Genomic DNA, 13,411 nt, shown 5'->3' with positions numbered 1-13,411 from the left:
TGAGAAACGGGCCGGCCAGGCACCCCTGGCCGGCCCGCCTTTTAACCGGAATTCGGTTAAAATTTCGAACCTAGTTTGAGCTGACTGTCGTCTTCAGGTTCAAGGCGCCCACGGGCGACGTGCCGTAGCAATTCTCCGCCGACCACGTGCAGCCGGCTCCGCTGACCATGTCGAAGCCGCCGCCCGACTGGCGCATCAGCACATGGCCGGCGGCATTGCCGTTCACTTGCGCCAGGCGCGACTTGCCCGTGGTGGCCATGGCGCCGCCGGACGACTGGTCGCAATTGTCCAGCACCGTCAGGTTGCTGAACCAGCCGCGCACCATGTAGGTGGCCCCGCCGCCCTCGTTATAACCGGTGCAGTTGCGCAGCCGCATCTGCACCAGGCCGTAGACGTGGGCGCCGTTGGGGTCGCCGGGCGACAGCGACCGGCAGTTGTTCTCGAAACCCACCTGCTCGATGGCCGCACCGCTGGAGGTGCCGTTGTTGTAGTAGAAGCCGTAGCTGCCGTTGTCGCGGCAATAACCGCCGAAGATGCGGACGTCGGTGGTGCCGCCGTACGTCGAATCAAAGTTGGTTGCCATCATCCCGCACTTGGTGTTCTGGGCGAAGAAGCATCCCACCACGGTGATGGCGGAGCAGACGCCGCCCTTGGACTGGGCGAAGACGGCGCCGTTCTGCTTGCAATCCTGGAAGAAGCAGCCCACCAGCAGGGACTCGAAGACGTTGCCTTCGAACAGCAGGCCGTTCAGACCCGCCCCCTCGATGCACAGCCCGTCGAGCGTGACATTGTAGAAGAAGTAGGAGCTGCCATAGGCGATGATGCGCAGACCGTTGCCATCCTTGCCGCTGCCCAGGATTTTCATGGCCCCCAGGATACGGAAGTAACGCACGGTATTGACCGCCTGCAGGCTCATGATGTCGGTGCCGTTGGTGATGCTCGACACCAGCGTGGCGCCCTGCGCCTGCAAGCCCCAGGGCCTGCCCGCGTCCTGGGTGGACACGAAGGAAATGGTCTTCGCGATGGCATACGTGCCGGCCGGCACGATGACCATCAGGCCCTTGGTGGCCGCCGCCGCCAAGGCCTTGGCGAAGGCGGCGCTGTCGTCGGTGACGCCATCGCCCACGGCCCCATAGTCATAAATGGTGGGGGTGGCCTTGGCTGTAGCGGTCTGGGCCACCTGGGTGGCTGATTCCGTCGAGGGCTCCCCGCCCGCGCGCGTGGCGGCGGACAAGCCGAAGGGCAGCGCGGCACCGGCCGCGATCAAATGTCGGCGATCCATGATTTACCTCGCTGAAGATCTGAAGATCCGTGCAGCCCCGCAACCGCCCTTATTGGCGCTTGAATGCCCCGCAGGATGACGAAGTTCCGATCCAAGACGCGCTAGACCTATGGAGGAAGGCGGCCCCCCTTCTTTCGGCGGCGCCGCGATAAGCATTCACTTAGTCGAAGAGCCCCGCAAGGCCAAAACAGCCGGCGCATAAGCGGCAAAAGACATACCCCCGACAGAAGAAAATGGCCCCCTTCCCGTGTCGCGCACCCACTACGGCCGGTTGTATCCGGTGTTAGTCATATGCCGCACTGCAATAGACATATATCACCCGCGCCATGTGACGAAGCTGTGTTCGCCGAATGCCCAATGGCGGCCACACGCCAGGGCAGGGCATTGTTGCCATGCTTGCAAACGGCACCAATACGTTTGATAGATTGTCTTTATGTTAAATTGTATGTAATTAGAGGTTGCTCAACTGGCTGCAGATCAATCAATAAATCAGACCCATCGTTAAGCCTTTCGGTAGGAATACGCGGCTGCCCAAACGCCACGGTGATGCCACGATCCCGTGCGACGTAGGGGCGGACGGCTTCTGAACCATAAATAACGGCGGCGGCCCCAGCCCACCGGGGATCACTCGCCTTCGAAGGCAGGCTCCCCGGGAGGGACCACCCCAATGATGTGCGTGACCGGCCCTCGGCTGACACCCGGTGGCCGGCAAACGGAGGTCGTCCCTTATGGAGGTTCTGAGTGGTGTGCGCAAAACTTTGGCATCGGGCAGGCCTGTCAGGGCTGATGCTGCTGTCAGGCTGCACCGCCTGGTTGCCGCCGTGGGAGCAGGCCAAGCCCGCACCGCAAAAGATAGCGGTAACACGGCCCCAACCCACGCGCGCCAAGGCCCCGGCGACGCCCCCCGCTAACGGGGCGCCGTCCACCGGCTCCGGCGACGCCCGCGTGGCGTCCGCCCGCCGCACCCCATCACCCCCCACCTCCCCATCGGCACCGGCGGCCGGGACGGCGCAGCCGACGGCTGACATCGACTTGGTGGGAATGGACGAATCCCAATTGCAGGCCCTGATGGGGCCGCCTTCCGCGCAGCATGACCTGTCTCCGGGGAAGGAATGGCTCTACCGGCACGGGGCCTGCACCGTCGACCTGACACTGTACCCAGACATCAAGACGCAGGCTTACCGCGTCCTAAGCTATGAGGTGACAAGTGACAATGACACCGGCGACCGCAAACGCTACTGCCTGGCAGACCTCCGGGCCGTGGCTCAAGCCAAATGACGTCCTGCCGGCCGTGCCGGCCCGCGTGGTCCTTGTCGACGATGACGAGGCCTTTCGCGAGGCGGCGACCGGGGAGCTGGAGGATCTGGGCTTCACCGTCACCGGCTTCCCCGACGCGAAGTCACTGATCCAGTACTTGACCAGCGCCGACGGCGCCGGACTGGACGACAGCGTCGCGGATATCCTGGTCGTCGATTGGTGCCTGGAACGCACCCTGGGCATCGACCTGCTGCCCGACCTGCGCCGTCGCGGCTGCCGCATTCCGGTCATCTTCCTGACCGGCATGTCCATGCCCGCGAACGAGACGCTGGCCCTGGACCGGGGTGCCGTCGATTTCATCGACAAGACGCGCGGCATGTCGGTCCTGGCCCGGCGCATCCGCCTGATCCTGCAGCCGCCCACCGCCACCGCCCCTACCCCAACGACAAAGGGGGGGGATGAAATCGTCTGCGGGAATCTTACCCTTAAGCCTAAGGTCAACCGGGCCTTCTGGCGAGGCCGCGACGTTATGCTTACGGTGACCGAGTTCAGTATCGTCGAGTTCATGGTGGCCAACCTGGGTGAGCACGTCACCTACCGGGCCATCTACGACCGGGTGCACTGGAGCGGTTTCATCGCCGGCAGCGGCGAGGATGGCTACCGGACCAACGTGCGCTCGTCGATCAAGCGGATCCGGAGCAAGTTCAATGCTATCGATCGTGGCTTTGCGGAAATTGAGAATTTCGCGGCCTTCGGCTACCGATGGCGTGACCCGGCCAGCATCGGCATCGCATCGCCTGACGTGGATGGCCCGGAGGATATCCGGATCACTCACGGTTAGGCTGGGCTTCCTGCTGCTGATTTTCGCCGCCCTGCCCTTCATCCTATACGGCCAGTTCGAGACGGCGGACCGCAAGGAACGGGAGATTGTCACCAAGAACCTGCGGTACAGCAGCTGGCTCATCGCCCAGGCCTTGAAGCCGCTGCTGAACCGCGAGAGCGGTCCGCCCACCGCCTCGTTGAACGACGAACTGGCCAAGTACGATGGTGACGGCACCAACCTGAAACTGATGTTCCAGCCCAAGGGGAGAGCCGCCGGCCAGGACGGCGGCTTCTACTTCCTGGCCTCGGCGCCCAAGGTCGACGCGGCCGACCTGGGCGCCACCCTGGACAACCTGCAACGCCACGGCATCGTCTCGCAGGTGGCAGAAAGCTGCACCTGGGACAAGCCGGTGGACATCCGCTACACCCAGCCCACGGGACATGAGGAGATCCTGACCTCCGTCATCCCGATCCAAAGCCGCTGGGGCTGCTGGGTCCTGGTCTCCTCCCACGTCACATCGGAATTGCTGGCCACCGCCATCGGACGGCCCTATTGGCAGACGCCCCAGGTGCGGCTGTCGCTGATGCTGTATTTGGCCGTGGCTGTCATCGCCCTGCTGACCGCCCTGTCGGTGCGCCGCCATATCCGTCATTTCCGCCACGTCGCGCGTGAAATCCGCCAGGGCCGCGTGGCCGGCAACACCTTCGCCAGCCGCAACGCAATTCCGGAACTGGACAGCGTGGCCCAGGATTTCGATGGCCTAGTGCATGACCTGCACCACGTCGCCGGTGTCATCCGCCAGACGGCGGAGGACAACGCCCATTCCTTCAAGGGGCCCGTCGCCACCATCCAGGCCTGCCTGGAGCCGCTGAAGCGCCTGGTGCCGCCGGAGCATGCGCGCGGCAAGCGCGCGGCGGAACTGATCGAGCTGTCGCTGGACCGGCTGAAGGCCCTGATCTCCGCCTCGCAATGCCTGGATAACACCATGGCGGACATGATCGAATCCCCCCGCGAAAGCGTGGACCTGACGCAGATCGTGGCCGATATCCTAAAAAGCTACCGTGAGGTGCTGGTGGCCCGCCAGATCCGCCTCAGCCGTCAGTTGCAACCGGACGCCCTGGTCCGGGCGGGCAAGGTCGCCCTGGCCGTGGTGGTGGAGAACATCCTCGACAACGCCGTCAGCTTCACCCCCGACGCCGGCGCCATCGCCGTGCGCCTGCAGGAGGAGGAGGGCGTGATCAACCTGACCATCGAGGACAGCGGGCCCGGTATCGACCCCGACAAGATCCACAACATCTTCGACCGCTATTTCTCCCTGCGGCCACCCGACCACGCCCGCCGCGACGCGAAGGGCGGATCGCCGGGCCACGCCGGCCTGGGCCTGTGGATCGTGAAGCGCAATGTGGAGGCGCTGGGTGGGACGGTCACCGCCACCAATCGCATCGGCGGCGGTCTGAAGGTCCACATCATCCTGCCCGCAGCGACCTAACCTATAGATACAGACTTCTCGGCGGAATGGCTCTTGGCGGAATTATTTCCCGCTCCTATAGTGCCGGTCGCAACATAAGCCCGCGCAGGTTGCATCGCCTCAGCCGCCCGGGTCAACGACCGCCACGACGGGAGGGACGCATCGCCATGAGCACGGGCCCCAACATCCTGCTGATCACCACCGACCAGTATCGCTTTCCCCGCTTCTCCTACGGCCCTGAGGGCGGCTTCGCCGAGGCGCTGAAGCGCATCCTGGGTTTCCAGGGGACGGTGGGGCCGGACGATCCCTACGCCGAGTTCTTCCCCGGGCTGCTGCGTCTGCGCCACAACGCGGTGGTGCTGCGCAACCACACCATCGCCGCCAGCGCCTGCACGCCCAGCCGCGCCACGATCTACACCGGCCAGTACGGAACCCGCACCGGCGTGACCCAGACCGATGGCCTGTTCAAGAGTGGTGACGCCGCCAACTTCCCCTGGCTGGCGGCCGATGGCATCCCCACCCTGGGCAGTTGGATGCGCGCCGCCGGCTACAGCACCCATTACTTCGGCAAATGGCATGTGAGCAATCCGCCGAACCACAGCCTGGACGCCTATGGCTTCGACGATTGGGAGGAGTCCTATCCCGAGCCCCATGGCGCCTTGCCCAACAATCTGGGCACCTACCGCGACATCGGCTTCGCCGATTCCGTGTGCAATTTCCTGCGCCGCAAGGCGCTGGGTCTGGACTATGACCGCGCCGCCGCCATCAAGAGCGAGAAGGCCCCCAACCAGCCGGCCCCGGACGCGTCCAACGCCCGCCCCTGGTTCGCCGTCGCCTCCTTCGCCAACCCGCACGACATCGCGACATACCCGGCGGTAATCTCCCAGGCCCTGCCCTCGGACAACGGCACGCCGGTCACCCTGCCCAATGGCCAGACGTTGGGCGCCACCCAGTCGCTGTTCGGCCCCCTGACGGTGCCCCTGCAGGGCGACCGCACGCCCCCACCGACAGGCGGCACCTTCCAGGTCGCCCTGAACCCCCTGGGCTTCCCACAGGACTGCGCCCTCAACCCGCCCACCCTGGCGGAGGATCTGTCGACGAAGCCGTCCTGCCAACACGACTATGCGTACAAGATGGGTTTGGCCCTGTCGGCCAAGATTGGCTACAATTTCGCTGGCGTCGCGCCGGCGGACAAGCTGGAGGCGGCGGTGGCAACAACGCTGAAAAGCTGCATCCCCTTTCAGCTGACCTCCGACCCCGCCACCTCGGCCCAGGATTTCATCCAGCTCTATGCCTACCTGCATTCCCTGGTCGACACGCAGATCGACCGGGTGCTGCGGACGCTGGAAGAGTCCGGCCTGGCGGATAACACCATCGTCGTCTTCCTCGCCGACCACGGCGAATATGCCGGCGCCCACGGCATGATGATCGAGAAATGGCACACCGCGTACCAGGAGGCGCTGCACGTGCCCGTGGTGGTGCAGTTCCCGCCGTCCACGCCCGTTCCCGGCGGCCTGCGCCAGCTGGACCAGGTGACCAGCCACATCGACATCCTGCCCACCATCCTGGGCCTGGCGCAGGTGGACCAGGCGGAAGCCGCGCGCCGCTTGGCCGCCACGCGCGGGCCGTTCCCGCCGCTGCCGGGCGCCAACCTGGCCCCCCTGATCAATGGCACGACGGACGTGGTGGTGGAGCCGGACGGCACGCCACGCCAAGGCGTGCTGTTCATCACGGATGACGAGATCACGGAGCCGCTGCCCCCCATCGGCGATCCCCACGAGACGGCGTCCTACGGCCAATTCGCCATCTACGACGCCACGGTCGCCGCCGTGCGCCATGGCTGGCACGGAAAAGGCCCCGTGCCTGACCTGGCGCCGGGCCCCGTGCGGCAACCCAACCATGTCCGCTGTGTGCGCACCGCCGACTTCAAGCTGGCGCGGTATTGCGATCCCCAGGGACGCGTGCCGCAGGAATGGGAAATGTACGACCTGCGGCAGGACCCCAACGAGACCACCAACCTGGTCCAAGTGCATGTCTCACCGCCAACGGCCCGTCCTGATCTGCCAGGCTGGGCCCACCACGGCGCCGTGCAGGCGGAGGCGGATCGCCTGGCAGACCTGCTTGCCCGGCTGGAGGCGCGGGATCTCACCCCCTTGGCCGCGAACGCGACCTGATCCTCCGGCAAATCGCCGATACCGTGCAGCGCCGCCCCTCACCGGGCGGCGCTTTCGTTTGCGCAGGCCGCCTTGGCACGCGCGGGGAAGAGGGTACGCCGCCGGCCCACCCTTCCTGGGCGCAAACCGGGGCGGGTGGCTCGCCCCACCCTGATCCCGGGCCCTGACCTGGCGGCCACGGCTTGGTCACTGGCCCCTGCCGGGTCCGCCCCGTAGCGTCACGGGCAAATGTTCCCACCCTGAAGCGGAGCGGTCATAAAATGCATGACGTGACGGAGCGCGTGCCCACCCGAGCCCTGCGGACCACGCAAATCCATCCGGTTCTCCTGTCCGGCGGCGCCGGCACCCGGCTGTGGCCCCTCTCCCGGGCGATCCACCCCAAGCAGTTCCTGGCGCTGACCTCGGACCGCACCCTGTTGCAGGAGACGGCGGCCCGCAGCCTGGGCGACGCCGGCTTCGCCGACCCGGTGGTCATCTGCAATGAAGAGCATCGGTTCATGATCCATGAACAGTTGCACGGCCTGGGGATTCAGCCCCAGACCATCATCCTGGAAAGCGCCGCCCGCAACACCGCCCCGGCCATCGCCGCCGTCGCCCTGTGGCTGATGGAGCGCGATCCCGACGCGCTGATGCTGGCCCAGCCCTGCGACCACCTGATCGGCTCGCTGCCTGATTTCTACCTGGCGGTGGCCAAGGGCGTTCCCGCCGCCCAGGCGGGCCATCTGGTGACCTTCGGCGTCGTTCCGGACAAGCCGGAGACGGGGTACGGCTACATCCGGACCGGCGCCCCGCTGCCCGGTGTCGACGGCGTCCGCGCGGTCGAGCATTTCGCCGAGAAGCCCAACGCCGAAACGGCGGAGAAATACCTGGCCAGCGGCAACTACCTGTGGAACAGCGGCATCTTCCTCATGTCCGCCCGCCAGTACATCGCGGAACTGGAACGGCTGCAGCCGGACATGGTCACCGCCGTGCGCGAGGCCATCTCCGCAGGCAAGGAGGACAACGGCTTTTTCCGCCTGGACGAGGGCTGCTTCACCGCCGCCGCCTCGCTGTCCATCGACCACGCGGTCATGGAACATACCGACAAGGCGGCCGTCATCCCGGTGGAGATGGCCTGGTGCGACGTCGGCTCCTGGCGGTCCCTCTGGGATGTCAGCCACAAGGACGATGATGGCAATGTCGAGCAGGGGGACGTCATCCTGCAGGACGTGACGAACAGCTACGTTCATTCCGACGGGCGCCTGGTCGCCGCCATCGGGGTGAAGGATCTGGTGATCGTCGCCACCGATGACGCGGTGCTGGTCGCCGACGCCGCCCACGCCAAGAACGTGGGCAAGGTGGTGGAACAACTGCGCCGCCGCAACCGGTCGGAAGAAACCCACCACACCACGGTGTACCGCCCCTGGGGCTATTACCGCGCCGTCGACATCGGCTATCGCTTCCAGGTGAAGCGCATCATGGTGAAGCCGGGCGCCCGCCTCAGCCTGCAAAAGCATCACCACCGGGCGGAGCACTGGATTGTCGTCCAGGGCACGGCGCTGGTGCAGCGTGATGGCGAGAACCGCCTGGTGCGGGAGAACGAGTCCGTTCACATCCCCATCGGCATGGAACACCGCCTGGAGAACCCCGGCAAACTGCCCCTGCACCTGATCGAGGTGCAGTCCGGCGCCTATCTGGGCGAGGACGACATCGTGCGTCTGTCCGACACCTACGGCCGCGCGTGAGCGCGGCCCCCTTCCGGGCAGCCGGAAGCAGGGGGCCACTTCGAACGCGCAAGCGGGCGGGGAACGGGGGGCAACCCGTTTTTAAACCAAGACGCGGTCCCGCAAGGGCAACGCGCCAAGCCCGAGGTCAAATCCAATGCCTATACACCACCGACGCCCTCTCACCCCCGCGACCGGCTTCCCGTCGTGGGTCCCGTCGCGGGGGTCCCGGGGCAGGACCGGCCTGAAGCGCCGCCTGCTGGCGGCCGGGACCGGTCTGGCCCTGGCGGGCGGCCTGGCCCTGCCGGCCGGCGCCCAGACCGACACCTCGCCGGATGAGACGGTGGCGACCCGCCAACACCCGGAATACGACCCCACGGGCATCCGGATGGGCGGTTTCATCCTGTACCCCAGCGTCACGCTGAATGAGGTGTTCGACAGCAACATCTATGCGACGCAAGGCCACGACACCAGCGACCTGATCACGGTGCTGCAGCCCAAGCTGGAACTGAAGTCCAACTGGAATGTCCACCAGCTCAACCTACACGCCAGCGGCGACATCGACTGGTACGCCCAGCACAGCCGCGAGAACTACGCCAACTACGACATCGGCGCGGACGGCCGGCTGGAAGTCTACCACGACGCCTGGATCGCCGGCGGCGCCGACTATAGCCTGTGGCACCTGCCCCGCACCTCGCCCAACAACATCGTCGGCCAGGCCGACCCCACCGAATACAACCAGGCCTCGGCCAACGTGGTGGGGCACAAGGAATTCGGCAACCTGTTCGTCGAGCTGGGCGACAGCTACAACCGCTATGACTTCGCCAACGCCAAGACCTTCGACGGCCGGACCATCCTATGGGAACGCCAGAACCATGATGAGAACGAGGTCAGCGTCCGCACCGGCTATACCATCCAGGGCCTGTACGAGCTGTATGTGAAGGGCGCCTACAACACGCGCAATTACGACAGCACGTCGGACATGAGCGGCTTCAACCGCAACTCCAATGGCTACACCGTCCTGGTCGGCGGCAAGTACAACCTGACGGGCATCACCTCGGTCGATCTGTTCGCCGGCTATCGCTCACAGGATTATGACGACCCGCGCCTGGGCACCTTCTCCGCCCCGACGGGCGGCGCCAAGATCACCTGGAACGTGACGCCATTGACCACCGTGACCGGCGAGATCACCCGCGACATCGACGAAACCATCGTGGTGGGGGCCGCCGGCTACTTCGCCACCAAGGAAACCGTGGCCGCGGATCATGAGTTGCTGCGCAACCTCATCCTTCACCTGCAGCTAAGCCATGAGTCTGACGACTTCCAGAACATAGGCCGAACAGATGATGTATATGGCGTCGGCCTTGGCGGTAAATACATGCTCAATCAAATGACCGCCATCAATGTGCGCTATAACTATCAAGTCCGGTCATCTAACGGGACCGGAATCGGCTATGCTGACCACAACATATTGGTCGGACTAACCTTCCATATGTAAGGGAATACTGGCTGTATCCATCGCGATCACAGCACATGCGGGGGCGGCCCTCGTTTGATCACAACCGCCACCACCCGTGTTTGATAAAACCATCGTGTGGGCCCGGCGAGAAACGGGCCGTCACCAGGTAAACCAACGGACGAGACCCCGGCGCCCCGGCGTCGGGCCGCCGCCCATCTAGCAGAAGGTGCCGGAATGCTGCCTTCCAGCCTCACCTCCCAATACCCTAACCGGCTGGTGCCCTCATTGGCGTCCCGATCGGCGGCATCCAGGCTGGCGGTCGTCACCGTCATGGCCGCCGCCCTGGTGCTTCCCGTCATGGCCCGCGCCCAGAACGGCGCCGTGCCGCCGGCGCCCAACGCCGCCACCAACGCCGCCACCAACGCCAACGTCGTCGCCAACAACGACACCACCGGCCGCCCCGGCGCGCCGGCACCGGGCGGCGTGGCCGCCGCGGACTATCAGTTGGGGCCCGGCGACCGCGTGCGCATCACCGTGTTCGGCCAGCAGGATCTGTCGGGCGAATACGCGGTGGACGGCAGCGGCACCCTGTCCTTCCCCCTGGTGGGGCAGGTGCATGCCGGCTCGCTGACGGCGGGCGAATTGGGCAAGTCGCTGGAGAGCAGCCTATCCCCCAATTACATCAAGAACCCGCATGTGAGCGTGGAGGTGCTGAGCTATCGGCCCTTCTACATCCTGGGCGAGGTCAAGACCCCCGGCAGCTACGCCTACGTCTCGGGCATGACGGTGCTGAACGCCGTGGCACTGGCCGGCGGCTTCACCTACCGCGCCCGCGAGGATGATTTCCGTCTGCAGCGCACCGCCAAGGACGGCAGCAAAACCCAGGTCGACGCCGAACCGACGACGCCGGTCCAGCCCGGTGACGTCATCACAGTCCGGGAGCGCTATTTCTGATGACTTTGCCCGAGCAGCCCCGCGCCCTGGGTGGTGGTCCCATCCTCCCCCGGCGCCTCACCGCCGCACCGCCGGCCCCCCGCCCCCTCTACATGCCGCCGCCGCAACAGCAGCAGCGGGATGTGTTGGACACCTACCGCAAGATCTGGGCGCACCGCCGCCTGGTCCTGGCCTGCACCGTGGGTGCCGCCCTTCTGGCCGGCATCGTCGGATGGAGCATGCCGTCGCGCTACACCTCCGAGGCGCGGGTGCTGGTGGGCGTGCCCCAGCCCTCGATGGAGGGCATCGGTCCCACGATCGCGTCCATCACCTTCAACGCCGAGCGGGTGCAGAGCGAGGGGCTGGTCGCCCAGTCGCGGGAGTTGGCCCAGAAGGTGGTCGACCGGCTGCATCTGAACGATGACCCGGAATTCAACCCGGACGCCAAGACGGCGGCGCCGCAGGTGCCCGCCTGGGCCCGCCTGCTGCCGGCCAGCGTCGCGGAATGGCTGACCAAGCCCAAGGCCAAGGCGCCAGAAACGCCGGAAGACCAGGCGCGCCTGGCGGCCATCATCAACAACCGCACGGTCGACATCCTGGTGTCCAAGCTGGACATCGCGACGGTCGGCCGGACGGACGTGCTGAAGATATCCGCCACCACGCGCAATCCGGACACCTCCTCCCTGGTGGCCAACGCCGTCGCCGACGCCTATCTGGCGGAGCAGCGCGACGTGAAGGTCGGCACCGCCAGCCGGGTGGAAGAATATATGGAAAGCCGCATCGCCGACCTTCGCCACCAGGTGGAGGACAGCGAGAAGGCCATCGAGGATTACCGCAAGCAATACGGCCTGTACGATCAGCAGAACGGCACCGGCATCATGGGCCAGCGCCTGACGGAGCTGAACACCCAGCTGATCACCGCCCAGACCGCCAAGGCCGACGCCGAGGCGCACCTGAACGACGCCCAGAACCTGATGCGCCAGGGCATCACCGGCGACAGCGTGCCGGAGGTGCTGAACAATCCCCTGATCCAGTCGCTGAAGCAGCAGCAGGCCGCCGCCGAGCAGCGCCTGGCCCAGTTGTCCGCCACCTATGGCGACAAGCATCCGCAGGTCACCGACGCCAAGGCCCAGATCGCCGACGCGCAGCGCAAGATCAAGGCGGAGATGCAGGGCATCATCAACGGCCTGCAGAACGTGGCCCGCACCGCCAGTGCCCGCTATCAGGCCGTGCTGCGCGACTTCAACGAGGCCAAGGGCTCGCTGGGCGCCGACAACCAGAACGCCATCCACCTGGAGGCGATGGAGCGCGACGCCGCCGTCAACCGGCATCTGCTGGAAACCATGCTGACGGAAGAGAAGCGCCTGATCGGCCGCCAGCAACTGGAGGCGCCGGACGCCCGCGTCATCTCCCGCGCCACGCCGCCGGTGGCCGCCAGCTATCCACCCAAGGCCCTGATCCTGCTGCTGGGCACCCTGGTCGGCGCCGTGGCCGGCATGCTGATCGCCCTGCTGATGGAGGAGGCGGACCAGACCTTCCGCCAGGGCAGCCAGATCGAAAGCGCCACCGGCATCCCGGTCGTGGCCCTGGTGCCGGAGGTGAAGGGCAAGTCGCCCACCGCCCAGGTGCTGCGCGAGCCCGTGTCCCCCTTCGCCGAAACCCTGCGCAAGATCCACATCGCGCTGGAACTGTCGGAGATGGAGTACAGCCCACGCACCGTGCTGCTGTCCTCCGCCGCCCCCGGGGAGGGCAAGAGCGTCATCATCGCCGCCTTGGGCCGCCTGCTGGCCAGCCATGGCCGGCGCATCCTGATCATCGACTGCGACTGGCGCTCCCCCTCCCAGCACAAGCTGTTCAACGTGTCCAACAAGCATGGCCTGGCCTCGCTGCTGACCGATGACAGCGTGGTGCTGGACGATTGCATCCACCACGACACCCTGTCGGGGCTGGAGCTGATCACCGCCGGGCACTGGACCTCCAAGGACACCCGCATGCTGACATCCGACCGGATGCGGGTCCTGTTGCAGACCTTCGCCAAGAACTACGACCTGGTGCTGATCGACACGGCCCCGGTCCTGGTGGGGGCGGAGGTGCTGGCCATGTCGCGGATGGTGGATAAGGTGCTGTTCACCGTGCGTTGGGACCATACCCGCCGCAACGCCGCGTTGCAGGCCCTGCGCCAACTGGTGGAGGTGCAGTGCGACCTGGCCGGCGTGATCATGTCCCGCGTCGATCCGCGCCGCTACCGCCAGTACGGCTATGGCCCGCTGAACTACGACTACGCCCGCCCCCTGGCCGATCACTTCGGCTGA

General features: G+C 66.1%; 8 protein-coding genes. 7 read left to right on the top strand and 1 reads right to left on the bottom strand.

Annotated features, from left to right (window positions below; genetic code table 11):
- Nucleotides 1-70: 70 nt before the first annotated feature.
- Nucleotides 71-1,282, bottom strand: a complete 1,212-nt coding sequence (locus tag ULB03_RS21090) for a glycosyl hydrolase family 28-related protein (protein ID WP_322485040.1) — start codon at nt 1,280-1,282, stop codon at nt 71-73.
- A 1,213-nt stretch (nt 1,283-2,495) separates the two neighbouring features.
- On the opposite strand from ULB03_RS21090, the gene ULB03_RS21085 reads away from it, so the two are divergent.
- From ULB03_RS21085 to ULB03_RS21055, 7 genes are all read left to right on the top strand, one after another.
- The gene (locus ULB03_RS21085) at nt 2,496-3,380 is read left to right on the top strand and encodes a response regulator transcription factor (protein WP_322485039.1); all 885 of its coding nucleotides are present in this window, start codon (nt 2,496-2,498) and stop codon (nt 3,378-3,380) included.
- On the top strand, nt 3,346-4,851 hold the full coding sequence (locus ULB03_RS21080) for a sensor histidine kinase (protein ID WP_322485038.1): 1,506 nt from the start codon (nt 3,346-3,348) through the stop codon (nt 4,849-4,851). Before ULB03_RS21085 ends, ULB03_RS21080 begins: the two co-directional genes overlap by 35 nt.
- A 146-nt stretch (nt 4,852-4,997) precedes the next feature.
- Nucleotides 4,998-7,004, top strand: coding sequence for a sulfatase-like hydrolase/transferase (locus tag ULB03_RS21075; protein WP_322485037.1), 2,007 nt, complete (start codon nt 4,998-5,000; stop codon nt 7,002-7,004).
- 260 nt (nt 7,005-7,264) lie between these two features.
- Nucleotides 7,265-8,728: a mannose-1-phosphate guanylyltransferase/mannose-6-phosphate isomerase gene (locus ULB03_RS21070; RefSeq protein ID WP_322485036.1), complete on the top strand. Its 1,464-nt coding sequence runs from the start codon at nt 7,265-7,267 to the stop codon at nt 8,726-8,728.
- A 136-nt stretch (nt 8,729-8,864) separates the two neighbouring features.
- On the top strand, nt 8,865-10,205 hold the full coding sequence (locus ULB03_RS21065) for an outer membrane beta-barrel protein (RefSeq protein WP_322485035.1): 1,341 nt from the start codon (nt 8,865-8,867) through the stop codon (nt 10,203-10,205).
- A 195-nt stretch (nt 10,206-10,400) separates the two neighbouring features.
- Entirely contained in the window at nt 10,401-11,120 is a 720-nt protein-coding gene (locus ULB03_RS21060) for a polysaccharide biosynthesis/export family protein (RefSeq protein ID WP_322485034.1), read from the top strand.
- A complete protein-coding gene (locus ULB03_RS21055; RefSeq protein ID WP_322485033.1) occupies nt 11,120-13,411 on the top strand; it encodes a GumC family protein in 2,292 nt (763 codons plus the stop codon). The genes ULB03_RS21060 and ULB03_RS21055 overlap by 1 nt, the downstream gene beginning before the upstream one ends.

Source organism: Nitrospirillum goiasense (assembly GCF_034427435.1).
In the GTDB taxonomy this organism is placed as follows: domain Bacteria; phylum Pseudomonadota; class Alphaproteobacteria; order Azospirillales; family Azospirillaceae; genus Nitrospirillum.
This window is presented reverse-complemented; position numbering and strand designations above follow the sequence as displayed.